Source organism: Paenibacillus sp. JT31N17, assembly GCF_056269255.1.
The window spans coordinates 957,776-982,636 of record NZ_JBWDNP010000001.1; the positions used below are offsets into that span (position 1 = coordinate 957,776).

The 24,861-nt window shown below is 50.5% G+C and carries 23 protein-coding genes and 3 tRNA genes; 18 read left to right on the plus strand and 8 right to left on the minus strand.

The window, feature by feature from the left end; genetic code table 11:
* From AC0YOB_RS04140 to AC0YOB_RS04150, 3 genes are all read left to right on the plus strand, one after another.
* Positions 1 to 1,884 carry an ATP-binding protein gene (locus tag AC0YOB_RS04140; RefSeq protein WP_475791672.1) on the plus strand — a complete coding sequence of 628 codons (1,884 nt, stop codon included), beginning with the start codon at positions 1 to 3 and terminating at the stop codon, positions 1,882 to 1,884.
* A 30-nt stretch (positions 1,885 to 1,914) separates the two neighbouring features.
* Positions 1,915 to 5,625: a cobaltochelatase subunit CobN gene (locus AC0YOB_RS04145; protein WP_475791673.1), complete on the plus strand. Its 3,711-nt coding sequence runs from the start codon at positions 1,915 to 1,917 to the stop codon at positions 5,623 to 5,625.
* 148 nt (positions 5,626 to 5,773) lie between these two features.
* Entirely contained in the window at positions 5,774 to 6,721 is a 948-nt protein-coding gene (locus AC0YOB_RS04150; protein ID WP_475791674.1) for an aldo/keto reductase, read from the plus strand.
* A 170-nt stretch (positions 6,722 to 6,891) separates the two neighbouring features.
* On the opposite strand, the gene AC0YOB_RS04155 is transcribed toward AC0YOB_RS04150, so the two are convergent.
* Entirely contained in the window at positions 6,892 to 7,767 is an 876-nt protein-coding gene (locus AC0YOB_RS04155; protein WP_475791675.1) for an oxidoreductase, read from the minus strand.
* A gap of 334 nt (positions 7,768 to 8,101) precedes the next feature.
* Between AC0YOB_RS04155 and AC0YOB_RS04160 the strand changes: the two genes are divergently transcribed.
* The 3 genes from AC0YOB_RS04160 to AC0YOB_RS04170 all read left to right on the plus strand — a co-directional run bounded on the left by AC0YOB_RS04160 (position 8,102) and on the right by AC0YOB_RS04170 (position 10,439).
* Positions 8,102 to 8,662, plus strand: a complete 561-nt coding sequence (locus tag AC0YOB_RS04160; RefSeq protein WP_475791676.1) for a TetR/AcrR family transcriptional regulator — start codon at positions 8,102 to 8,104, stop codon at positions 8,660 to 8,662.
* Between the two features lie 163 nt (positions 8,663 to 8,825).
* The gene (locus tag AC0YOB_RS04165; RefSeq protein ID WP_475791677.1) at positions 8,826 to 9,242 is read left to right on the plus strand and encodes a MarR family winged helix-turn-helix transcriptional regulator; all 417 of its coding nucleotides are present in this window, start codon (positions 8,826 to 8,828) and stop codon (positions 9,240 to 9,242) included.
* A 78-nt stretch (positions 9,243 to 9,320) separates the two neighbouring features.
* Entirely contained in the window at positions 9,321 to 10,439 is a 1,119-nt protein-coding gene (locus tag AC0YOB_RS04170; protein WP_475791678.1) for a Gfo/Idh/MocA family protein, read from the plus strand.
* Here the strand turns inward: AC0YOB_RS04170 and AC0YOB_RS04175 are convergent.
* The 6 genes from AC0YOB_RS04175 to AC0YOB_RS04200 form a co-directional block, all read right to left on the minus strand.
* Positions 10,434 to 11,024 carry a TetR/AcrR family transcriptional regulator gene (locus AC0YOB_RS04175; protein WP_475791679.1) on the minus strand — a complete coding sequence of 197 codons (591 nt, stop codon included), beginning with the start codon at positions 11,022 to 11,024 and terminating at the stop codon, positions 10,434 to 10,436. The two genes, AC0YOB_RS04170 and AC0YOB_RS04175, sit on opposite strands and share 6 nt — an antisense overlap.
* A 655-nt stretch (positions 11,025 to 11,679) precedes the next feature.
* Complete coding sequence (locus AC0YOB_RS04180; protein ID WP_475791680.1) at positions 11,680 to 12,459, minus strand: pirin family protein; 780 nt, start codon at positions 12,457 to 12,459, stop codon at positions 11,680 to 11,682.
* 365 nt (positions 12,460 to 12,824) lie between these two features.
* The gene (locus AC0YOB_RS04185) at positions 12,825 to 13,259 is read right to left on the minus strand and encodes a protein-tyrosine phosphatase family protein (protein ID WP_475791681.1); all 435 of its coding nucleotides are present in this window, start codon (positions 13,257 to 13,259) and stop codon (positions 12,825 to 12,827) included.
* Between the two features lie 62 nt (positions 13,260 to 13,321).
* Positions 13,322 to 13,744 carry an arsenate reductase (thioredoxin) gene (gene arsC / locus AC0YOB_RS04190; protein WP_475791682.1) on the minus strand — a complete coding sequence of 141 codons (423 nt, stop codon included), beginning with the start codon at positions 13,742 to 13,744 and terminating at the stop codon, positions 13,322 to 13,324.
* Positions 13,745 to 13,773: 29 nt separating this feature from the next.
* On the minus strand, positions 13,774 to 15,066 hold the full coding sequence (locus AC0YOB_RS04195; protein WP_475791683.1) for an arsenic transporter: 1,293 nt from the start codon (positions 15,064 to 15,066) through the stop codon (positions 13,774 to 13,776).
* A 13-nt stretch (positions 15,067 to 15,079) separates the two neighbouring features.
* On the minus strand, positions 15,080 to 15,394 hold the full coding sequence (locus tag AC0YOB_RS04200; RefSeq protein ID WP_210045335.1) for an ArsR/SmtB family transcription factor: 315 nt from the start codon (positions 15,392 to 15,394) through the stop codon (positions 15,080 to 15,082).
* Between the two features lie 310 nt (positions 15,395 to 15,704).
* On the opposite strand from AC0YOB_RS04200, the gene AC0YOB_RS04205 reads away from it, so the two are divergent.
* The 9 genes from AC0YOB_RS04205 to AC0YOB_RS04245 all read left to right on the plus strand — a co-directional run bounded on the left by AC0YOB_RS04205 (position 15,705) and on the right by AC0YOB_RS04245 (position 23,870).
* Complete coding sequence (locus AC0YOB_RS04205) at positions 15,705 to 16,052, plus strand: ArsR/SmtB family transcription factor (protein ID WP_475791684.1); 348 nt, start codon at positions 15,705 to 15,707, stop codon at positions 16,050 to 16,052.
* A gap of 25 nt (positions 16,053 to 16,077) precedes the next feature.
* Positions 16,078 to 16,887: an arsenite methyltransferase gene (locus tag AC0YOB_RS04210; protein ID WP_475791685.1), complete on the plus strand. Its 810-nt coding sequence runs from the start codon at positions 16,078 to 16,080 to the stop codon at positions 16,885 to 16,887.
* 235 nt (positions 16,888 to 17,122) lie between these two features.
* Positions 17,123 to 17,890 (plus strand): glycerophosphodiester phosphodiesterase, encoded by a 768-nt coding sequence (locus AC0YOB_RS04215; RefSeq protein ID WP_475791686.1) that lies wholly within the window; start codon positions 17,123 to 17,125, stop codon positions 17,888 to 17,890.
* 260 nt (positions 17,891 to 18,150) lie between these two features.
* Positions 18,151 to 19,272, plus strand: a complete 1,122-nt coding sequence (locus tag AC0YOB_RS04220; RefSeq protein WP_475791687.1) for a Gfo/Idh/MocA family protein — start codon at positions 18,151 to 18,153, stop codon at positions 19,270 to 19,272.
* Between the two features lie 128 nt (positions 19,273 to 19,400).
* Positions 19,401 to 20,159 carry a sugar phosphate isomerase/epimerase family protein gene (locus AC0YOB_RS04225; protein WP_475791688.1) on the plus strand — a complete coding sequence of 253 codons (759 nt, stop codon included), beginning with the start codon at positions 19,401 to 19,403 and terminating at the stop codon, positions 20,157 to 20,159.
* Between the two features lie 22 nt (positions 20,160 to 20,181).
* Positions 20,182 to 21,105 (plus strand): AraC family transcriptional regulator, encoded by a 924-nt coding sequence (locus tag AC0YOB_RS04230; RefSeq protein ID WP_475791689.1) that lies wholly within the window; start codon positions 20,182 to 20,184, stop codon positions 21,103 to 21,105.
* A gap of 134 nt (positions 21,106 to 21,239) precedes the next feature.
* The gene (locus AC0YOB_RS04235) at positions 21,240 to 22,067 is read left to right on the plus strand and encodes a sugar phosphate isomerase/epimerase family protein (protein WP_475791690.1); all 828 of its coding nucleotides are present in this window, start codon (positions 21,240 to 21,242) and stop codon (positions 22,065 to 22,067) included.
* Between the two features lie 33 nt (positions 22,068 to 22,100).
* A complete protein-coding gene (locus AC0YOB_RS04240; RefSeq protein ID WP_475791691.1) occupies positions 22,101 to 23,480 on the plus strand; it encodes an MATE family efflux transporter in 1,380 nt (459 codons plus the stop codon).
* A gap of 258 nt (positions 23,481 to 23,738) precedes the next feature.
* Entirely contained in the window at positions 23,739 to 23,870 is a 132-nt protein-coding gene (locus AC0YOB_RS04245; protein ID WP_475791692.1) for a hypothetical protein, read from the plus strand.
* A gap of 177 nt (positions 23,871 to 24,047) precedes the next feature.
* Here AC0YOB_RS04245 and AC0YOB_RS04250 read toward each other — a convergent pair whose 3' ends face one another.
* Entirely contained in the window at positions 24,048 to 24,203 is a 156-nt protein-coding gene (locus AC0YOB_RS04250) for a hypothetical protein (protein WP_475791693.1), read from the minus strand.
* Positions 24,204 to 24,446: 243 nt separating this feature from the next.
* Here AC0YOB_RS04250 and AC0YOB_RS04255 point away from each other — a divergent pair.
* The 3 genes from AC0YOB_RS04255 to AC0YOB_RS04265 all read left to right on the plus strand — a co-directional run bounded on the left by AC0YOB_RS04255 (position 24,447) and on the right by AC0YOB_RS04265 (position 24,788).
* A tRNA-His gene (locus AC0YOB_RS04255) sits at positions 24,447 to 24,521 on the plus strand.
* A gap of 92 nt (positions 24,522 to 24,613) precedes the next feature.
* Positions 24,614 to 24,690: transfer RNA gene (locus AC0YOB_RS04260), tRNA-Pro, on the plus strand.
* A 24-nt stretch (positions 24,691 to 24,714) separates the two neighbouring features.
* Positions 24,715 to 24,788, plus strand: a tRNA-Gln gene (locus AC0YOB_RS04265).
* Positions 24,789 to 24,861: the final 73 nt, after the last annotated feature.

Below are 24,861 nucleotides of genomic sequence, written 5' to 3' on the forward strand. Positions count from 1 at the left end.
ATGACCAGCTTTCCTTATTGTGCGATTACAGGACAAGAGAAGGCAAAGAAAGCATTGATTATGCTGGCCGTTAACGAGGATTTGGACAGCATTCTGCTATCCGGGGAGAAAGGGTCGGGAAAATCCTTATTAGCCCGGGGCTTTGCGGCGTTACTGCCCCGGAAGCGGCGGGTGGACATCCCGCTTCATATAACAGAGGATCGTCTGCTGGGCGGTGTCGATCTGGAATATGCCTTGAAGCATGGAGAGAAAAAGATTCAAGCCGGATTATTGGCAGCCGCATTTCAGAATATTGTTTTTGCGGATGACTTGAATCTCATGGCCGATTCTGCGGTTCATGCGATCGTTAATGCCGTCGCGAGCAGGCAAGTTGAAGCGGAGCGTGAAGGTTTGTCCATCTCGTATCCAAGCGACAGCATTCTCGTTGCGGCGATGAATCCGGAGGAAGGCGGGCTTTCTGCAGGCGTTTTGGACCGGTTTGGTTTATTTGTCTCCATGACATGTGAGCATTCAGTTGAACACCGCCGGGATATTATCCGCTCAGCACTGGCGTATGAGCGGGACCCGGAGGGATTCAGCCGGTCGAAGGAGCAGGAGACCCTTCAGCTCCAGGAATTGATCATTACAGCCAAAGGTTATTTATCAAGGATGAATATAAGCGGGCAGCTGCTGGAATTGGCTGCATGGACCACACTGAACGCGCAATGCCGCGGACACCGAGCCGATTATTATTTGGTTGAAGCGGCCAAAACCATCGCGGCATTGGCCGGCCGGGACGAAGTGGAAGCAGGCGACATCCGCTTGGCGGCGGAGTATGTACTGCTGCATCGGATGGGTAACGAGCAAAACAGCTCAGCAGCGCAAGAGCAGGAAGCAGATAACGATGAGATTCCCCCGCAGCCGCAGCGTCCACAGCCCGATTCATCGGGTTCATCGAATGCGGGCCAAGGCGCTCAACCGGATGCAGCTTCGATGGATCATGAATCGGGGCGGCAAACTAAGACCAAGTCCGGAGCGGGTCAGGATAAAGTGGAATCCATTGGAGCGATTATAGAGCCGAAGAAGCTGGTCTTCTCCGCCCAGGATGACAAGATCCGCTCAGGTACCGGCAAAAGAAGCAAAACGAAAACAGGAACCAAACAAGGACGTTATGTGAAAGCCGTTTACCCGAAGGGCAAGACGCTGGACATTGCGTTCGATGCTACCCTGCGGGCGGCGGCGCCCTTTCAGAGGATGCGTCCGCAAAAAGAAGAAACGGCCTGGAACATTAGCCGCGAGGATATAAGGGTCAAGGTGCGGGAGAAACGCGTTGGCGTAACGATGCTGTTCGTTGTCGACGCAAGCCGCTCCATGGCGGCGGAGAAACGGATGCAGGCGGTGAAGGGGGCCATTCTCTCCCTGCTGCAGGATGCCTATCAGAAGCGGGACCGCGTGGGCCTGGTCGCATTCCGTCAGGAGTCGGCGGAGGAAGTGTTATCCATCACCCGCAGTGTCGAGTTGGCGGAGAAGCAGCTTCGTTTGCTGCCTGCGGGAGGCAGGACACCGCTCGCGCTTGGCCTGATGAAAGGGATTGAGCTGCTTCGTCAAGCCCTCAAGCGGGATCCGGAAATTGTGCCGGTGATGGTTGTGATTACGGATGGCAAAGCCAATGTCGGCCTGCAGCAGGGATTATCGATCCAGGACATTCTTGCAGAAAGCAGGCAGATTGGCAGCGGGGTGCCGGCAGCGGGTATCCATTCGCTTGTGCTCGACACGGAGCAGGGCTTTGTGAAATTGCATCAGGCCCGGGAGCTGGCGTCGGCGATGCAGGCACAATATGTTCAGCTGGAGCGACTGGAGGGATCGCATATCACGGCAGCGGTAAGAGACAGTCTAAGGATATAGATCATATCTATAAGCGGGAGCTGGAAACCTATGCACATTATAATAGCAACAACGTCCTATTCGACATTGGCGGATATCGCCGCTGCCTATCAGCAGCTGTCCGGGGCGCAGCAAGCCCGGCTTACCATCGCTTTATTTAATATTGAGGATAAGCAAGGAGATGACCGCCGGGCGTATTTTGCGGAAGATGTGCAGCGTGCAGATCTCTTTCTCTATGATCCCCACGGAGCCGACGCCGAAACCATGATGGAGATGAACAAAGCCGGTGAAGCTCACGGGATCAATCAAATATCGATGATGCTGCAGGAGGCCGGCTCGCTGCGGTTTTTGAGATTAGGGGAATTGCGGGGCAGCGATATTGAGATTGATCCTGTCACACAGCTGCCTATACTTGCCGATGATGCCGTGGAGACCAATCTGCATGGGGATGAAGCAGGAAGCAAGCAACAGGCTTTGCGGCAGTTGATTAAAATCCAGGCCTATTGGCGGGCAGCGGGAGCTGCGAATTGGCTGCAATTCTTTTATTATGCGGGACGTACATACGGAAAGTTTGATTTCCCTGAACCGGGCGAACCGGAAGCCTACCCGGACCTTGGCATTATAGATCCTGATACTAAATTGTTCTATGAGAATGCGGCGGCTTATGCGGCGGGTAGGCCTTTCGATAATGAAAAACCGGTTGTCGCCTTTATTTATTTGGCGAATAACTCGCGTTTGTATACCTCGGGTGTAGTGGCAGAAATCGCTGAGCGCATGAGAACGGTGGCCAATGTGCTGCCGATCGGTTTGGTCAGCTCGATGAAAGTGAATGTGCAGCGCTTAAAGCAGCTGCTGGCCCAGCCTGGCAGCGAAGCGGCCTTGCTCGTGAACTTTCTTGGCTTCCGCCTGGGAAGCGGCCCGCGCAGCGAAGGTATATCCGGCGTAGTTGAGTTGCTGGAGGAGCTTATGGTTCCGATCCTGCATCCCTTCTTTCTATCCAGATTAACGCAGGAGGAATGGGAGCAGTCAACACGGGGCCTCAGTCCCTCCGAGTTTCTTGTTCATGTGGTGCTGCCGGAGTTGGATGGCAATATCGACATTTATCCAGTGGCGGCGATGAAGGATACCGGTTATGACGAAACGCATCAGATCCGCCATAGACAGCTCGCTATTATTGAGGAGCGCGTAGAACGTTTGGTCGCGCGGGTGAAGAAGCTGTTGGCGCTTCAAGCGAAGGCGAACGCGGAGAAAAGGATTGCGCTGATTTGCTATAATTATCCGCCGGGTGAAGGCAATCTCTTCGGCGGATCCTTCCTGGATACCTTTGAATCCGTATCCCGTCTGCTGACCCGGCTGCAAGCGGAGCGTTATCAGGTTGAGCCGTTATCGGCAGAGGAGCTGCGCGGGCGATTCCTCCGGGGACAGCTGGTAAACTCGCCGAGATGGGCGGATGAACAAGGGGCGGATCGTTTGATCCGTTACGACAAGACGAATTATGATCAGCGCCTTCAAGCCATGCCGCAAAGCTTCATAGAGTCCATGACGGCTCAATGGGGGGCTTCGCCAGGTACCGTTATGGCCGAAAATGAACAATTTCTTATACCCGGCATACAAAACGGCAATGTTTTTATCGGATTGCAGCCGACGCGAGGCATTCATGAAAATCCCGAAAAGGTCTACCATGATGATACGCTTCTTCCGACTCACCAGTATGCGGCTTATTATCAATGGCTGCGCGAGGAATTTGCTGCGGATGTCATTGTTCATGTTGGAACTCACGGCACGCTCGAATTTCTGCCGGGCAAGGAAAGCGGCATGTCGGGAGATTGCTTCCCGGACAGCTTTTTAGGAGAGGTTCCGCATTTATATTGCTACTATGTGGGCAATCCCTCAGAGGGGATGATCGCCAAGCGGCGGTCGCATGCAGCCTTGGTCAGCTACCAGTCGCCCCCATTCGTTGAAGCGGGATTATACGACGCGTTTGCAGAGCTGGAGTCGCTTGTTCACGAGTATCGCGACGCGAGGCAGCTGGATCCGGATCGCTGTGAATCGATATGGGCGGAGATGAAGCGGCAAGCGGAGCATTTGGCGTTGAATTGTGAGAATTTTGAGCAGGTAGAGGACGAATTGTATCTCATGAAACGCTCCGCGATTCCGCGCGGGCTGCATGTTCTGGGCGAAGGGTATGAGCATGACGATGCGCTGCGGCATATGGCCTTTGTCCTTCGTCATGACCGGACGGAGGCGCCTTCCTTGCGCAGGCTGTTGGCAGCAGCGCAGGGAAAGGGCTACGATCAATTGATCACAGATAATGCCATCGATCAATTGTCGGTTCTGGATGAAGAAGCCCGTCGGGTCATTGAAGCCTATATTCAATCGGGAGAAATCCCGGATGTGCGGAGCGAGCTGGCAGGGGATTTTCAGAGAACACTGGCTTTTGGCAAAGCCGCATATGACGCTGCATTGCATAATGAAGAAATTGAAGGCCTTCTTCGCGGTCTAAACGGTCGATATCTCCCCGTTAACCTGGCAGGTGATGTTCTGCGAAATCCGGAAATATTGCCGACCGGACGGAATATGTACCAGCTGGATCCCCGTGCGGTTCCAAGCGCCTCGGCTGTGAAACGCGGCATCGAGATCGCAGCCAATACCGTTTCGTTATTTTATGCACAAAAGGGTGCTTATCCGAATACGACGGCGATTGTGCTGTGGGGAATCGAAACAGCCCGGACGCAGGGAGAATCCATCGGACAGATCATGCATTACCTGGGTGTGCGGCTGGGCAAACGCGGTCATAATCTGAAGCCCGCGTATGAGATCATACCTTTAGCAGAGCTTGGCCGTCCCCGTTTGAACATTGTGATCACCATTTCCGGCATTTTCCGCGATATGTTTTCCAATGTGATAGAGGACTTGAATCTGCTCTTCAAACAAATCGCCAGTCTGGATGAACCGGAAGACATGAATATTTTCAAGCAGCACACCGGTAAATTGCTGAAGCAGCTGGAGGAAGACGGCTATGCGCCGGACGATGCCTTCGACCTGGCCTGCGCGAGAATATTCGGCCCGGCCGAAGGGGAATATGGCACGGGTGTGACAGGAATGATTGAGACGAAGAATTGGACGGACGAAGAGCAGATCGGAGACCGGTTTAATCAGAGCATGCATCATGTCTACAGCAGCAAGATCCGCGGACAAGAAGCAGGGCAGCTGTTTAACGCCAATCTAGAAGCAGTGGATATAGTTTCGCAGCTGCGCAGCAGCCATGAGCATGAAGTGGTTGATATTGATCATTATTATGAGTATTTCGGCGGGCTCTCCAAAACCATCGAGAAGATCAAAGGGGAGAAGGCGGAAATCTACATATCCGACACGACGGGGGAAAGCGTGCTGACGGAGGATGTGCGCGAGTCCATCAACCGGGGGGTTCGCACACGATTGCTGAATCCCAAATGGATTGATGGCTTAATGGAGCATCCCTATCACGGCACGCAAAAAATAGCGCAGCGGTTCGAGAACCTGTTGGGACTCGCTTCAACCACCAACAAAGTGGATAACTGGGTGTTCTCAAGCCTCCATGACACCTATGTAGCGGATCCGGAACGCAGCAGGCAGTTGGAGGAAAACAATGCTTTCGCCTACCACGAGATCATCGAGACGATGCTGGAAAGCTATCAGCGCAGTTACTGGTCGCCGACGGATGAGCAGCTTGAACAGCTTCAGCAAAAATATATGGAGATCGAAAGCGGCCTGGAATCCTAATTCTTTCCTGCTGCCGAAATAATTGATGCATCCCCCAGCCTGGTAGTCCCGTTACTAGTATAAGCATACTGTGGCTGCCTCCATACGGATCGATTAGAATGAATCTATATTCAATCAACGTCAATCCGGAGAAATGAGGAAACCCTTTATGCAAACAAGGAAGCTGGGACGCGAAGGGCTGGAAGTGTCGGCCTTGGGCCTTGGCACCATGATGATGCCAAACGATGAGGAGTCTGTGCGCACGATCCAGGGAGCGCTGGATCTCGGCGTAACGATGTTCGATACAGCAGATATTTATGGAGAATTCCTGCAGCAGCGCTTTGGAATCAATGAGAAGCTGGTTGGCAGGGCGCTCAAGGGCCGGCGGGAGGAAGCTGTGATCGCGACCAAATTCGGGATTACGCACAGTCAAGGCCCGAAGGGGGATCCTGCATATATCAAAAAGTCCGTGGACGCCAGCCTGTTCCATCTCGGGATCGATTATATTGACCTGTATTATCAGCACCGGCCTGATCCGAATACCCCGATTGAGGAAACGGTGGGAACACTGGCCGATCTGGTCAAGGAAGGGAAAATCCGATATATCGGCTTGTCCGAAGCATCGCCCGATCTGATCCGCCGTGCACATTCGGTGCATCCGCTAAGCGCTGTAGAAACTGAATACTCATTGTGGAGCAGAGAAGTGGAGGACGAAATCCTGCCGCTCCTGAACGAACTGGGGATCGGCTTCGTGCCTTATAGTCCGCTAGGCCGAGGCTTCCTGACCGGCCAGATCAAGAAGTTCGAAGATCTGCCGGAGGATGATTACCGCCGCCATTATCCCCGGTTTCAGGGAGAGAATTTCGTCAAAAATCTGGAGGTCGTCACTCTCATTGAAACAATGGCTGCGCAAAAGGGCTGCACCGCCGCCCAGCTGGGACTGGCGTGGCTGCTGGTGCAGGGCGACCATATCGTCCCGATTCCGGGGACGAAGAGATTGGATCGGGTGCAGGAGAATCTCGGCGCTCTGCAGGTTACCTTATCGGAAAACGATCTTGCGGAGATCGAACGCATTTCGCCGAAAGGCATCGCCATGGGTTCCCGATTTCCAGGCTAAGAGCCCCGGACACTAAAGATGAAACGGATGAAATTTGATCGTCGCCTGAATCTTCCTTAAAGAGAATTCGAATATTGAATGCTGAAAAAAACCAGCCTAATCACAGCACGCTTGTGGTTAGACTGGTTTTTCGTTATTTTATCGACCGGAAGATTCAAAAAACACTGTTATTATTCCATCTCGTCGTACATATCGGTAACAGCTGCAGCCAATGCCCTGGCTTCAAAATCTGTGGAGGAGCTGAGTTTCTCCCAACGTTCCGTCTCGGCCAGCTTGGCCCGATCGACAGCCTTGGCGATTGCTACCGCATCGCTGCCGAGCAGAAGCCGCAGCGGTGGATTCTCCTCGTTCACAACGGCGATGATCGCAAGAGCCGCTTTGTCCGGATCGCCATTTTCTTTGCCTGTCGTTTCACGCGCATGCTTCAAGAGACCGCCTACTGTAGCCTGGTATTCCTCACGGGGCTTGATATGGTTCATGGATGACCCCGCCCAGTCGGTGCGGAAGCCGCCAGGCTCGATGATTGTCACCTTCAAGCCAAGTGGGGTCACTTCTTTGGACAGGACTTCCGAGAATCCTTCAACCCCCCATTTGGCTGTCTGATAAGCAGCCAATCCCGGTGCGCTGGTGCGTCCGCCTATGGAGGAAAACTGCAAAATATGCCCGAAGCCTTGTTCTCTCATCACAGGCACGGCAGCCTTGGTGACATTGATGACACCCCACAGATTAGTCTCGATCTGAGCCCGGAAATCCTCGAAGGATGTCTCTTCAATCGATGAAATATTGCCATAGCCCGCGTTGTTCACCAGCACGTCAAGCCGACCGAATGCCCGAACAGCAGCTTCAATGGCATGGTTAGCCTGTTCGAAGTCTGTTACGTCAAGCGTTACGGCGCGAACCTGATCGCCATAACGTTCTACCAGGTCGGCAAGCTGTTCCGGCTTGCGGGCGGTGGCGATTAATTGATCCCCTTGAGCGAGGACCGCTTCTGCAAGACTGCGGCCAAAACCGCGCGAGCTGCCGGTGATAAGCCATACTTTTTTCATTACAAATCATCTTCCCTTCGTTGTGTTGGTATGGAACGTTCAATCCAATGTCAGTATAGATCCTTAACTGGATATAGTCAAGTGATTTTGGATTAAATATTCCGATTCCCGATTATATATTGTTGTAGATCGCATAGGTTTCAAGTGATATGCATATATTATCGACTGGTCAAAATCTTCATTATGGATTAAATATTCTTAAAATCTTATTAAATAGAGTCTTTAAAATGAAAATAATATGGATGTAAGTTGAGATATATGGATCATATGATCCAATACAAGCTTGACATGGCACAGAGGCAGCAATAAAATAGTGGTTATCGAGGTGTGAATAATGAGCAAACGCCAGGATATTATGAACGCTACGCTAGATTTGATCGATGAAGAGGGGCTGCAATCCGTCACCTTCGCCAAAATCATAAAAAGAGCAAAGGTTGGCTCCGGTACCATTTTCAATTATTTCAGCAATAAGGAAGAGCTGGTCAACGAAGTTTATAAAGAGGCGAGAATGCATATGGGCCGATGCCTCTTATCCGGCTATGACCCCGAACTGAGCTTATATGAGAGATTCAAATGCCTTCAACTGAACAGACTCAAGTTCGCAGTTGATTTTCCCAAGGAATTCAGGTTTATTGACCATTATTCGTATTCGCCTTATATCTTGAGGGAAATACGCGATATGGATGAAGCCGGCTCGTCACGGATTGTGCAGGCTCTCATTGTAGAAGGGCAGAAGCAGGGAATCTTCAAGGAGCTGAACTCGCACTTATGCCATCAGCTTATCCACGGTATTATTTCCTCAATCGCCAAAGGATATTATGTCCATAAATACCCTTTGACTGAGAGGGAGATTCGGCAAACCCTGGAAGTATCCTGGAAAGCGATCCTTGTTTAGCAAGGCGACATAAACAGATCTGACAGGTTAATTTTATGGCTGCTCGGGGATTGATTCATGTATTTTTGGAGCAGGGGTTCTTTACAAACAAGGATAAGTATGATAAAAATATAGATGCTATTTTATTAGCTGGCTAATTAAAATGATTTGAGGAGCTATGCTAATGATTGATGAAGAAATCCGGGAGCGTCTCTTTAAAATATCCGCTCAAATGCGCCGTAACTTTTCCGAGCTGCTGAACAGTGTAGAGCTTTATGTTGGACAGGATCAGTTATTATGTCAGCTTTGGAAAGAAGACGGAGTGACTCAGGTCCAGTTAAGTGAAAGTCTTAACTGTGAACCGCCTACTGTAACCAATATGATCAATAAGCTTGAGAAGAAAGGTATTTTATTGAGGAAGCGCGATGATGCAGACGGAAGAGTGAGCAGAGTGTACGTTACACCAAAGGGGCGGGAGTTACTTGAGCCCGTCGAGAAAATATGGAGACAGCAGACAGACAAGCTGCTGGAAGGATTCTCTCCGGAAGAACGAATTACGCTAAATGATATGATGCAGCGAATGGAAAAGAATCTTTCCTGAGCTTTTTTTATTCCAATAGTTAGCCTGCTAATAATTTATGGAGACAAGCTAATAATATGTATAAGGAGTTGATTTATTATGAGCAACAACAAAGTCCGCGTTGGTATTATAGGAGGATCCATAAATAATGGATGGGCTAAGGGGACACATATTCCTTCGATACAACAACTTCCAGAGCTTGAACTCGCTGCTGTAAGCACAAGCAGGATGGAAAGTGCTGAGGAGAGTGCCCGCGAATTCAATGCCGCTCATGCTTTTGCCAATGCAAACGATTTGTCGCAGCATTCCGATGTCGATATGGTGGTGGTCAGTGTGAAGGTGGGGGAACATTACGATGCCGTAAAAGCAGCTGCGTCAGCCGGGAAACATGTGTATAGTGAATGGCCTTTGGGTTCCAGCACCGCCGAAGCGATTGACATGCAGAAGTTAGCGGAGGCTAAGCATATTCATAACACAGTTGGTCTGCAAGCAAGACAAGCACCCGAAATCAACTATCTCAAAGATCTTATTACGGAGGGATATGTCGGAAAGGTACTGTCGGTTAATTTGCGAGCATACACAGAAGTCATGGGGGGAACCGGTTTCAGCTCCAGCAGATATGTCTTTGACAAAACGGCAGGCGGGAATCTATTAGCCATATATGGCGGGCACTCCCTTGATGCGCTCACTTATATACTGGGTGATTTCACAGAATTATCGGCCGCCCTGGAGAATCAGTACAAACAAGCCGAAGTAATCGGCACTGGTGAAATCGTGGAAAAAACATCGGATGATCAAATATTGATTCATGGCAAATTAAACAGCGGGGCCATGGCCAGTGTCCATATTCAAGGCGGGGTGAAACAACCGGGACTTTATTTGGAAGTTTATGGCGACAAAGGCATGCTTGTTCTTCAAAACGCCAAGGGCAGTATTCAAATGGGACCTTACAAACTGTCCGGCGCGCATCAAACCGAAGAAGAACCAAAAGCTTCGCTGAAGGAATTGACTGTCCCTGATTCCTATCGCTGGGTACCTGACGCAATCAACAACCAGGGGGGACCCGTCATAAATGTGGCACAAGCGCTCAGAAAGTTTGCCAAAGATATTCAGGAAGGAACCTTCCGTATGCCGAGCTTCGCGGATGCTGTTAAAGTCCACCAACTTCTGGATACGATCGAAAAAGCGGCTAATACCGGCAAACGCCAGTATTTATAAAAATTCATTCCTTATATTTGCGATGTCATTTTTCTCAAACAATCTGTATAGCTGTTCGGCCATAAATTGAGGGGGATGCGGCATTTTATGCTGTATCCACCACTCCACGATACCAACAAAAGCCGAAGCCATAAATTGGGCATTCAGTTCATTGTCTATATCAGATTGATGGTCTTGCGTTTCAAGTTTAGCTTGAACGCTGGCTGATATAAAATGCAGCAGACGGTCCCGGAATACGAAGGTCCTTCGATTCGCGAACAAGGCGGAGAAGAACTGAAAGTTCTCCTCGAAATAAACGAACACCGGCTTCAGATCGCTGAGCAGCACGGTTTCTTCCCGTTTTATATCGTGAAGGCTGCAAAAAGCGATCAGTTTGCTCAAATGGTCTTCAATGCATTTATTCAGCAGATCGTATTTGTCTTCGTAGTGCAGATAGACGGTTCCCCGGTTTACATTGGCCATTTCCGCGATCTCGTTGATGGTGATTTGTTCAAGTTCTTTTTCAGAAAAAAGATCAAGAAATGCCTTGTTGATGGCTTCCTTGGTCCTTACGATTCGTCTGTCTATTTTGGTCGCGCTCTCCATGCTTCGCCAGCCTCCTCCGATAATAAACGCATTCATCCTTGTTGTTGATATGGAACAAAAGCATTCTTATCTTGTTAGCGAAAATTCCCTTCACTTCTCTATATAATAATCAACAAGCGCCAAATAATCAACACACGTTGTAAATACGGCTAACCGTGACCTGATGGATGGATAAGCTATTTCCGATTGGACTCGGCCCAAGACACATTGCGAATAATTCGACCACATGAATACGCAGACGGTTTCGCATGTGCCTGCCAGTGTGCCTATGGAACAGTGGTAGCGAGTCCGCACGCGCATCCGTGAGCTTCGGGCACCCGGCGTACCGGAGTGGGCCTCTTTGTAATGCCAACATACGCCGTGGAGCTTGGGGAATGTCCCGGAACATAAACAATGCCCTTCCTGCCTGCGGGGAGGCGAAAGGGCAGAAAAGTCTGCTTTCTCGGTATAAGGAGCTTTATTAATCTTTTGGTGCTGCAGGAGTTTAGTTTATCCTATCTGCAGCTTCAACTAATGATTAATCTAATTAAATATTAATTCAATTAAATAAATGACAACCATATGCAATGAGTATTGAAACCCAATCGTGACGGGGTAATCAGCGAGCTTCGCAAATGGATTAATGGCATTAACTAAATGCTGTTAAGAATAAAACTTACCTTTGATACAAAGGATAGTCGACAGTTGTTGGCAGTTCAATGGCGAACATCCGTACAATGTTACCCAGATCGGCCCGGAGTCCGATGCTCTTGGTATCACCCGCTGCTTCAATCACACTGAAATCCTTGTGATGGAACAAAACGGGTTCATTCTCCGGATTGATATTCTCCCATGCTCCGCCGCCTCTGACTGCCAGCGCCGCCCAGGAATATCCCGCGGGAATTACATGCTGGTAGGCCTGGCCCTGTGCGACTGTAATGTCCCACATCTTAACATCAGTGACCAGCTGAATCGGCGCTCCTTCACCGATCAATGTCTTCCGGGTGACGCCCTGTGCCGGCGCCGTCACCGGGAAATCTTCATTCCGGAAATCCCGATAGGCGGGTGTCCGTTTCATGGCTTCGCTCAGATAGGGTTCCAACCAGATCTGGAAACTTTCCGCATCGGGTCCCTGAACCTCCTCCTGGTGGGATACACCAGAACCGGTTTGCATAACCTGCACTCCGCCAGGACCGATCGTGCTCTTCGTTCCAAGCGTATCTCCATGCGTCAACTGACCGTTGATGACATAGGACATAATTTCGAATCCTCGATGCGGGTGCAGGCCGATCCCGCCTTTCTCTTTGGTATGAGCCCATGACCAGTAGAATAGAGGACCGACGCGCTGCACGACAGAATTTTCCTGGGGAAAACCGATCGGCTTCTGCACGCGTATATTGGTCCCGTCGAACCAGGAGTCGTCCTGCTGTTCCGGCGGATAAATTTTAATTGTCATCAAGATCATTCCTTTCGCGGAGAGATTATGCGCCGAGTCCAGACTGCCTGAGCAATCGGCTTGCTCTCGGGGGCGCTCGTTATACGGCGATCATTTACCCTAATGTTAGGATAAAATTATCCTAACATTAGGGTAAATGAATGTCAAGACCAAAGGTCTCGTTCGATCTGTCCATGAGATGGCCGCTTGATCCCGGGTCAGATGGTTGACGCTGCAGGAGGATCCCACCTATATAAGAAAAGCAAAACCCCTTTCCATCACAAAAGCGGAAGGGGTCTTTGATGTTCATAATAACGCCGGTTCGATGGGAGTATACAGTTCGCCCGGCGCATTTTGATTGCAAGCATCCTCGGGATTTCCTTTCTTTACTTGTCAAATAGCTTCTCCAATGCTTCCCGCTGAGGCGGACGGATGCTTATAGCGGGCCGGATGCTCTTGGCCTGCTGCTCTGCATCATCAATAGAATCGGCTAATCCCAGCTTAATTAATGTTCCGATCGCGACCGCACCCGTCCGGCCTTTACCTCCGCCGCAGTGGAAGCCCACTTTCTTGCCGCTATTGTAAGCATCAAGGACGTGATTAATAGCTTGGTCAATCAGCTCGGATTGCGGGGTGTCGGAATGATCCCCGATCGGAACCTGGATTCTTGTAATATTCTTATACGGAAAGTCGCCTTCAGCGGCTTCGGCGCGCAAATCAACAATGACCTCGCAATGCGCTTCCGAAATCATCTCTTCCGCATCTGCCGCCCCGCCGAAGAAGATTTGGTCTCCTACAAGGGCTTGATAATTTCCGGACATAGGTAACACTCCTCAAAATATTGGATTTTCATTTCACAAACGTGATCGCCGGCATGGTTTGATTATTCGCCATTCAGGACAAATTTCTCGATTCGAGACTTTATGGCATCACGGACCGCACGGAATTGGTTCATGATTTCTTGTTCTGTACCGGTTGCTTTCGCAGGATCGTCGAAACCCCAGTGCCATTTCATGACATTAGGGTTAGAGATCACGGGACAATGCTCATCAGCATGTCCGCATAGAGTAATGACATAGGCAGCACGGTTTAACGTATCGGGATCAATGGTTTTCGACTTGTTAGCCGAGATGTCGACACCGGCCTCGGCCATGACGGTTACGGCACGGGGATTCAAGCCATGTGCTTCCAAGCCTGCGCTTTTCACTTCATAAAGATGACCGCCGATAGCATTCAAAAATCCATCCGCCATCTGACTTCGGCATGAATTGCCTGTACAAAGGAAATAGACGAGTTTCTTATCCATGAATGAAATCCCCTTTAGCTATAATGGATTCAGCCCACGATTAATAACCAGAGATATAGGCTGATCAGCGTAATCAACAAGACGGGAAGCGTCAGAACAATGCCAACTTTGAAGTAATAGCCCCAGCTTATTTTAACTCCCTTGGCAGACAATACATGGAGCCATAGAAGAGTTGCGAGGGATCCGATCGGAGTGATTTTGGGACCCAAATCGGAACCGATGACATTGGCATAGATGAACGCTTCCCTTACGACACCGGTGGTATCCGTTCCCTGGATAGCCAGAGCATCAATCATGACAGTGGGCAGGTTGTTCATAATGGAAGAGAGAATAGCGGCTATAAAACCGGCGCCAACCGTGGCAATGAACAATCCTTGATCTCCGGCCCAATCGAACACCGCTCCCAGCTCATCGGTAAGCCCGACATTCCGCAGCCCGTAAACGACAACGTACATGCCGATCGAGAATGCTACGACAGCCCAAGGAGCTCCCTTTACCAGGCTCCATGTATGAATTTCCTTGCTTTGTCTGGATAGAAAGAGAAAGACAATTGCTGCAGCACCTGCAATAATCGATACCGGCACCTGGATGAATTCACTTGTCAAATAAGCAATCAGCAGCACGGCCAGGATTACCCAGGATATCCGAAACATCTTGTAGTCTTTAATGGCTTCGCCTGGTTTTTTTAATTGATCAAGATCATAGCTCTTTGGAATGTTCCTCCCGAACATGAGGTACAGGACCAGCAGGCTCGAGGCGATAGCGAAGATGGTAGGCACAATCATTCGACCGGCGTATTCAGCAAATCCGATACCGAAATAATCCGAGGATATAATATTCACCAGATTGCTTACCACAAGTGGCAGGGAAGCCGTATCCGAGATAAATCCGCTCGCCATAATGAAGGGCAGAATCATCCTCGAGTCAAACTTTAAGGCTCTCACCATGGCGAGGACAATCGGGGTCAGGATCAGCGCAGCTCCGTCATTGGCGAAAAATGCGGCGACCGCGGCTCCGAGCAGGATGACATAAACGAACATTAGTTTGCCGTTTCCTCTGGCAATACGGGCCATGTGCAGAGCAGCCCATTCAAAGAAGCCTATTTCATCGAGGATGAGCGAGATCAATATGATGGCGACAAAAGTTAGCGTAGCATTCCAGACGATCTGGGTGACTTCCCATACATCGTAAAAGCTGACGACTCCGAAAAGAAGGGCAATAATGGCGCCTCCGCATGCGGACCAGCCGATATTGAGGCCTTTTGGCTGCCAAATGACAAAAATCAGGGTAATCAAAAATATGAGCGAAGCAATCGTCAGCATAAATCCTCCAGGTTCAGTCGCAGCTTTGCGTATTTAACGCATTTATTCTGTCTTTCATAGAAGGGAGATGGGCCAGAAGATCATTCAGATAAGGCTTGTCAGCCAAATTCAATGAATAATAAACCCACTGCCGGCGTTTGGTTTCGTTAATGAGACCTCCTGTTTTCAATTTCTTCAGATGCTGGCTTACATTTGGCTGCGTGGTCTCGAGGATCTCCACAATATCGCAGACGCACAGTTCCTGTTCCCTGAGAAGGGTCAGGATGGTCAACCTGCTTTTATCCGAGAGCAGCTTGAGGGATTCCAGCATCTCTCCGACATTGGTCATCTCGTTCAACTCCTTTCAAGTACCTCACACATGAGCCCATTATAATTATACACACTCTAGTATATAAGTAAATGATTATATTAGTCTGCAATAATATGAATCATAGAATGATGGTTGTTGGCATTAAATCAAATTATTTTGATTTAGTGTTGAATTGGAAAATGTTTCGTGGTAGGATGAATACATCAAAATAATTTGATTAATGGAGCGTGGCGAATATGACCGAACTATTTTCTGCCGGGTTGCTGATGTTTCAGAATCACATATATGAGGCATTCTGCCAACCCATTTGCTGCTAAGGAGAATCGACATGATTAAAGAGCTTCCGATAATCGTTTCAGAAGCAAAGACCCCTGATTTCACGCCGTATGAGAACAAATTCAAGGCTTTGGCCGACCAGAAAAGACTGCAAATCATGTATGAGCTTACCCAAAGAGGAAATACATGCGTCTGCGATCTGGTTGAGATCTTAAACATGCCGCAATCAAAGCTGTCCTATCATCTGAAGATCCTGCTGGATGCCGGATTAATTCTCCGCGAGACCAAAGGGACCTGGAGCTACTATGAGCTGAACCAGGAGGAGGTTAATAACTTGCTGTCTCCAGCGTTGTGCTGCATGTTCCGTAATGCTGATGCAACTAAAAGCAGGTGTTGTTAATTGAAACCAAAAGGAGCGAAAAAACATGAATCAGGTTCAAAACGATGAAATCCGCCAGCATGTCCGCAGCCGCTACAAACAAATTGCCTTGTACAACGAAAACGAATCAGACGCAGGGTGCTGCGCACCTGCAATCAGCTGCTGTGACACACCGCGTGATTTCAACGATATCTCGTCGAAGCTGGGTTATTCGAATGATGAGCTTAGCAGCATTCCCGAAGGGGCAAACCTGGGGCTTGGCTGCGGCAATCCGCAAGCGATCGCATCCTTGCAAGCAGGAGAAGTCGTGGTTGATTTGGGCAGCGGGGGCGGATTTGACAGCTTCCTTGCCGCAAAGCAGGTAGGCGATAGCGGAAAGGTCATCGGAGTGGATATGACGCCAGAGATGATCAGCCGGGCTCGTGGCAATGCCCAAAGAGGCGGGTATACGAATACAGAATTCCGGCTGGGCGAGATTGAGCATTTGCCCATTTCCGATGATAGCGTGAATGTAATCATCTCGAATTGCGTCATTAATCTCTCTCCCGATAAGCAGCAGGTGTTCAATGAGGCCATTCGTGTATTGAAGCCAGGCGGACGTCTGGCCATTTCGGATATCGTGACGACTGCTGCACTGCCGGAAGAGATCAAACAGGATATGGACTCGTTGGCAGGGTGCATCTCTGGAGCCTCTTCTATTGATGAAATACAGACCATCCTTGAGAATAGCGGATTTGTTGATATTGTTATTGAGCCAAAAGACGAATCAAAGGCATTCATTCAAAATTGGATTCCCGGCGCTCAGGTAGATCAGTATATTGTGTCAGCCGTGATTAAGGCAGCTAAAGCATTATAGTAGAAGGCTAGTTGACGCATTTGTATATTTCATATTCAGCAGAAATCCGGTCCTTTGTGACCGGGTTTCTTTTTTTTAGTCAGGATTGAGCAGCAGTCATTTCTTCTTCGGCTTTTGATAAAGTGTTGAAAACACCGCTGCCGATACTTGAATTTATGGATTGCCCGGGAGCGAAAACGGATGATATAGTGAAGACGCTTCCCAATATTTTCATTTATGTTGAAGGGAGATTCCAATGAACCAAGAAAGTAAAGGCAAGACGTTTTTGAACTTTGCACACAGAGGGGCTTCCGGTTATTGTCCGGAGAACACGATGGCCGCCTTTGTGAAAGGGCTGGAGCTTGGAGCAAACGGCATCGAAACGGATGTTCAAATGACTGCTGACGGCAGGCTGGTGCTGATTCATGACGAAACGCTGGACCGGACGACGAACGGAGCAGGCAGGGTCATGGACCTCAGCTGGGACGAAATCAGAACAAAGGACGCCGGCTCATGGTTCGGATCTGAGTTTCACGGTTCGTCTGTACCTGTCATTGAAGAGCTGTTCGAGCTTGCGAAGGACAGGGATGTCATCTTGAATGTGGAGCTGAAGAACAGCCTGTATCCCTATCCCGGGCTGGAGGAAGCCTTGGTGCGCAGCATCAGGGAATTTGGACTGGAGAGCCAGATTATTGTTTCCAGTTTCAATCATTATTCGCTGGCCCATTTCAAGAAGCTGGCTCCGGATATGAGAACCGCTATTTTATATTCGGCAATTCTCCATGAACCCTGGACTTATGCGGCTTCGATCGACGCTGATGCGCTTCATCCGCCATATCGTGCGGTAACCGCAGAATGGGTAAAAGAAGCAGGCAAGCACGGAGCTGTCTATCATCCATACACTGTCAACGATATAGCGACGATGCAGACGCTGATCGATATGGGCGTTGCCGGCATCATTACGGATTATCCGGACCGGCTGGCCGCTCTGATCGGCGGCGGGGCGGGAACCGGTGTGCGCTAAGCGGATACATGCAGATTCACGTTCATTATTTTATCCAATTTCTTTCTTAAGTTTATGGAATTCTTTGCCCTCGCATCGTCTGTATAATGGACGGTACGAGGGACTCGAATCGAAGACAAGAAATTCATATTACCGGAATTTCAAGATGATGGAAATACGCAAAATATCAAGTTTGTCCAGTTTATTGTCGGAATGATCCATTGAGATCGCTTACATATTACGGCATAATTAGAGCAGGCAAGAGACCAGGACCGGAAGGGATGATTAAGGTGCGTAAAATAAAAGCAGGTGTGATCGGTGCAGGTGTCATCAGCAATATTTATCTCAAAAACCTGACCGGCATGTTCAGCAATATCGTGGAAGTCAAAGCCGTCGCCGATCTGGTGCAGGAGCTTGCGCGCAAGCGCGCGGACGAGTACAACATTCCTCATGTTTACACGGTTGACGAGCTGTTGGCGGATTCCGAAATCGAAATCGTTCTCAATTTGACAGCTCCTGTCGCGCACGCGCCGCTTAATCTCAGAGCGCTGGAAGCCGGAAAGCATGTCTATACGGAAAAGCCTTTTGCACTGAACCGGGAGGATGCCGATCAGGTGCTGGCCCTGGCCCAGCAGAAAGGGCTGCTCGTCGGCTGCGCACCGGATACCTTTCTTGGAGCAGGCATCCAGACCTGCATCAAGCTGATCGACGACGGTTGGATCGGCACGCCATATTCGGCCAATGGCACCATTATCATGGGTAATTCCTCAGGAGGGATGCATCCGAATTTCCAGAATTTCCTGAAGCTCGGCGGCGATCCCATCATGGATATGGGCCCTTATTATTTGACCGCACTCATTGCACTTCTGGGTCCAGTGCGCCGCGTCACAGGCTCCGCGCAGCAGCTGAACGGGGAAATAACCATCCTCAACCCGCAATCCCATGCGTTCGGCCAGACTTTCCCGCTTGAGGCGCCAACGAATGTACACGCCGTTCTCGACTTCGCAAGCGGCGCTGTGGCAAGCCTCCAGGCAGCCAAAGAAAGCTTCGGCTATTCGCCGCGGCTTGAAGTATTCGGGACCGAAGGCAATCTGATTGTGCCCGATCCAAACTTCTTCGGCGGCGCTGTTTACATCAAGTTTCCCAGCGGCGAGACGAAGGAAATCCCGCATTCGCATGCTTATGCGGAGGAAGGCCGCGGCATGGGCGTCGCCGATATGGCTTATGCCATCCAGTCCGGCCGCGCCAACCGCGCCAGCGGACAGCTGGCGCGTCATGTTCTGGACATTTCGCTCGGTATTTTCGAGGCTTCCTCATCAGAGAAGCATGTTCATCTTCAATCGACGGTGGACCGTCCGAAGCCGCTGCCGCTCGGCTTGAAGTACAACACACTCGACGCCTGAGGCCGATTACGGAGAAATACTGCATATGGCCGATTCCACAGAGCAGGGCAAGCAATCCGTAACCATTCCGCAACAACCATTAGCATTCCATACCGCTGCAAATAAGAGAGGACAGGTGAATCCCGTTTATGAAGAAATTTCCGGTTGCCATTCAACCTTACACCATTCGCGAGGCGCTGTCGCAGGACTATGCCGGCGCGCTGGAGAAAGTCGCCGAAATCGGCTTCAAGGGCATTGAGCTCGGCCGTCCGCCGGAAGGCATGACCATTGCTCAGCAGAAGGCGCTGCTGGACCGCCTGGGTCTGAAGGTCGTCGGTACCCACGCCGGGTTCGACACGCTGGAATTCGACACCGACCGGATCGCCGACTACCTGGAAGAAGTGGATGGCGGCAAATTCGTCGCGATTTCGATGAAGTTCGATTCCAGGGAAGACCTGCTGGAGAAAGCGAAGAAAATGAACCGGATTGGCGAATTGTTCAAAAAAAGAGGCATCACCTTCCTGTATCACAATCATAACTGGGAATTTGAGAAATTCGACGGCGAATACGCGCTGGACATTCTCCTGCGCGAGACCGATCCGGAGCTTGTGCAGACGGAACTGGATACATTCTGGATCAAGAAGGGCGGAGAGGATCCCGTCACCTATCTCAGCAAGCTCAAGGGCCGTGCGCCAATGCTGCATATTAAGGATGTGGAAGCGGGAGAGGAGCAATTTTTCGCGGAGATCGGCGAGGGCATTCTCGATTTTCCGGCGATTGCCCGGGTTGCCGAAGAGATCGGTGTTCAGTGGATGGTCGTAGAGCAGGACCTGAGCCGCCGCGATCCGTTCGACAGCCTTCGCATCAGCTATGCCAATCTGAAGAAGCTTGGCTTCATGGAGCAATAAGGGAAAGGTAGGGGGATCCTTCATGAACCTTCCGGACGTCACTGACAGCCAGCTGCCATATGTTTGTCTGCCTTCGATCCATGTCGCCGGCGATGTTGTCAAGAAAGCCGGAACGGGACTCGGGCCGCGTGAAATTCACGATTACGAGCTGCTGTACTTTCCCGACGGGTCCAAAAGCATGTATCATATCGGAGACGAAGCCTATATGCTGAAGGAGCCCTGCTTCATCGTCACCCGTCCGGGCGAGCATCATCGTTATGAATACGATCCTTACCAGCATTCGCGGCATATGTTCATTCATTTCGGCTTCGAACGAAATCCCGGTCTGATCCCGACTCTGGAGATTATGCAGCCGGGCGGTCCTTCCTGCATCCCGATCGACAGCGACCTGCTGGTCGGCATGATGAAGCAGATTCTGTATATTTCCTATTCGTTTCCCGAAAAGCTTCAACAGCGGGGAAGCTCTCTGCTGCTCGCGCTGCTTGAGGAGATCAACGGCCATATCGTCGATAAGCCGCACGCTTTGCAATCAAGCCGCATTCCGCCGCAGATCGTAAAGGCGCTTGATTTCATTGAGAAGCATATGGAACAGCCGCTGTCAGTTGAGAAGATTGCCAATAAAGTGGGCTGGACGCATGAGCATTTTTCCCGTTCATTCGTCCGCTTTATGGGCCGTACGCCGCGCGAAGCGATTATCCAGCGGCGGATCGAACGCGCCTGCCAGCTGCTGCTCTATGAGGAGCAGAGCGTCAAGCATGTTGCGTACGCGGTCGGCTTCGCCGATGAGAATTATTTCTCCCGCGTATTCAAGACGGTGAAGGGCATTACGGCGACGAAGTACAGAAAGAAATATTACAACCCCATCTATCATGATCTTGTTCCCGTCAACGAGGGCGACTCGCTGTATCCGCCGAACCGGATTCTGTATAATGCGGGAGCAAATTGAAATATGTACGATTGAATTAAGGCAGTTCCAGGCTGTCTGCGCGGTATGCGATGTGTTGGAAGCTCTGACCCCGCGGGGTGTCAGAGCTTCCGATGTTTTGATCACTAATTATGCAGAAAGAAGGAGGATTCCATATGTCATTTCCATTCAAAACATCCTTGAATATGTCGACGTTATTCCCATTCAAACTTGATGTCACCCGGCAGATTGACGTTGCCGCCGAAGCTGGCTATGAAGGCATCGAGCTGTGGGTCCGCGATATCGACACTTACCTTGCGGCTGGCGGATCACGGAACAATTTGCGTCAGCGCATCGAACAATCCGGCCTCACCTTCGCCAATGCCATCGCGTTCTGGAAGTGGGCGGACTCTGACGCAGCGGAGCGTGAGAAGGGCTTCGAGCATGCGAAGCGGGAGCTTGAGCTGCTCGCCGAGCTCGGCTGCGTCGCCGCAGCAGCGCCGCCTTTCGGCAATGTCGCATCCATGACGCTGGGCGGTATCGCGGAACAGTTCGGCAAGCTTGCGGCAATCGCACGCAGTATAGGGGTAGAGCCTTATCTGGAGTTCTGGGGCCGGGCGCAAAAGCTGTCGCGGCTCAGTGAAGCGGTGTACGTCGCGATGGAGAGCGGTGTGCAGGACGCCAAAATCCTCCTTGATCCCTTCCACATGTACACGGGCGGCAGTGCAGCAGGGTGGATCGGTTCCCTGAGCGGGGACAGTATCGGCATCGTTCATGTCAACGATTATCCAGCCGAGCCGTCGCGTGACCTGATTGCCGACAGCCAACGCGTATTCCCGGGGGAGGGGATTGCCCCCTCCGCAAATCTTGCGAAGCTGCTGCATGCATCCGGATACAGAGGATTCCTGTCTCTGGAGCTTTTCATCGAAGACTTCGGCAGCCTGTCTGCGCTGGAAGTCGCGAAGCAGGGACTCGCCAAAGTGAAATCCGTCTATAGCTTGTAACGGCCAGCAACCATCTGGAAGAAGGAGATATATATGGTCACCAAAACCGTTGCCAGGCTGTCTCTGTTCACGATTACGTGGCCGATCTTCGTGGAATCGGCTCTGCAGATGCTGCTGCGGATCTCGGACACCTTTATGCTCAGCAAGGTATCGGATGACGCTGTGGCATCGGTCGGAGTCGCCAATCAGATCATCATGTTCGCCGTCCTGATGTTCAATGTGATTGCCGTCGGCTCCGCCGTCGTCATCACGCAATATCTGGGAGCCAAACGATATTCAGAGATCGGCAGACTCGTCTCATCCTCGATCGCGATCAACTTCCTGTTCGGTCTTGTGGTCAGTGTGCTGGTTGTCGGCTTTAGCGGCATATTGCTTGATATTTTCGGTCTAACGCCGGATTTGTTCCGGCAGGCGCAGCATTTTCTCTACATTGCCGGCGGCGCTCTGGTCGTGCAAGGGGTGCTGACGGCCGTCATCGCAATCATTCAAGCGCATGGGTTCACGCGGCAGACGATGATGGTTACAATTGGCATGAACATACTCAATGTATGCGGCAACTATCTTGTCATCTACGGGCCGTTCGGCTTCCCCAAGCTTGGCGTGGCAGGTGTGGCGATGTCGACGACGATTGCACAGCTGGTCGGGCTACTCGTCAACCTGCTCATTCTTCGCAAGGTCGTTGGCGCCCAGATACAATGGTCGCATTTGCTGCATTGGAAGCGGGAGCATGTGAACAAGGTGCTTCGAGTCGGTTTGCCTTCATCTGCCGTCAATTGCTCCTATTCCGCAAGCCAGTTTGTGACGACGGCATTCATCTCGTCGCTTGGCGCGACGGCGCTCACAACCCGTGTATATACCCAGAACATCATGTTCATTATCATGGTGCTGGCGATTTCCATTGGACGGGGCGGGCAAATCATTATCGGCCATCTGATAGGTGCGGGTGAGAGCGAAACGGCTTACCGCCAGGTATTCCGAAATTTGTGGTCAAGCATGCTGATCACACTCGCCGCCGTTGCCCTGATCAGTCCGTTCCGCAAAGAGCTAATGGGGCTGTTCACACATGAGGCACCCATTATTCAGATTGGCGCATCGCTGCTGCTGCTCGGCTTTATTCTGGAGCCGGGCCGCAACTTCAACATTATCATTGAGCGGTCGCTGCAGGCAGCAGGCGATGCGCGCTTTGCTATGGTGGCGTCCATCTCGGTATCGTGGCTGTTCAGCATGCCTGTTATATATTTGCTCGGGATACATATGGGGTACGGTTTGATCGGGATCTGGTCTGCCTTCATCGTCGACGAATGGATGCGGGGCATCATCCTCTACCTGCGCTGGCGAAGCAGGGCGTGGCAGAAGAGATCACTGCTGCAGATGGACGAGAGGGAGCCTGCCGTTCGAGCGGCAGATGCTTAACCCGCGAGCATGGGCAGCCGGGATTATTTTTTTTTGGTTAAGCAAAAAGAAGCGCATGCCGCCGTCCTCTGGTGGCACGGCAAGATTTTTGTTTCAGAATTATAAGCATGTGTGGGGAATTTATACTTTCTATAGTTGAACAAAAACCGAATGCCACCAGGGATTTTTTGGGTTTTTTAAAAATTTCTTGACATATAGAAATACTATCAATTATGATTGGCTTCAACAAACCAAACGGATAGAGGGAGTGAGAACGGTATGTGGAACCGATACGGCATTGAACAGCATCAGAACAATCAGCCGAACGGATGCGGGCAATTTGAGCAGCCCTTATTCCGGCATATCGCGATCCCGACCTCCCTATATAAGCGGAAGTTTAACGAGGTGTAGCTGCCTCCGGTTTGACACGCCAGAGGGCTGCCAGGATCGTTCAACAGACGATCCCGGCGGCCCTTTTTATGTTCAGAGACGAATTCGAGAACATAATTATTATATTGAAAAATAAGGGTTGACAGTAAAAAATATCCTGTGATAAGATCGGTCACAAGAAAAGCATGAAGGAGGGAATCAAGCATGAATGCCTACGGGATCAAGATTCATCCGGATAACCGGAACCAGCCGTTTTCCGATGAAAATATCAATCCGTTCGAGCAAGGGTTCAGTATATCCCAATTTTACAGATTGGCCTTTTACGCTGCAATTCGTAGAAATCTTTCGTTTCATGAGATTGTCCCGCTTCATTTCAGCCGTGGATGATACTCTCGTGACAACAGGATATCTTCAAGCGTAAAGGCTGCTCTCCAAGGTGGCCTTTCTTCATGCCCAAATGAAGAAAGGAGCGTTGAAGGTAGCTTTTTATTATACCTTAAGAACGAACAAGTGTTCTTCTATCGATATAAAGTCATGAGAAGTTTACGCGGAGAGTGAATCCGGACTTAAAGCTTGATTCCGGATCCATCGTTCATGGAGACTATGGTGAAATGGCAACACGACGGTTTGTGGCACCGTAAAACGCGGGTTCGATTCCCGCTGGTCTCCCCAATCTTTCATACGGATGGGAAATGATCAGATAGGCTGACGCTTCAAAACGGCGGCTGACAGATTTGCGGGTCATGTCCGCTCCTATCCTCCATCGGGGCATAGCTCAGTTCGGTAGAGCGCGTATGTCGGGAGTACGCGGCCGCAGGTTCAAGTCCTGCTGCTCCGACCATTCTTTATCCGCCACGAATCATATTGCTCCTTAGCCAAGTGGCAAGGCAACGGTCTTTGACACCGTGATCCTTGGTTCGATTCCAAGAGGGGCAGCCAACTTTTTTAGTTGGCAAGCGCGGGTTTGAATACAGTTCTCCCGTGCGAAGCAGAGTGCAGGTGGACAGACAGT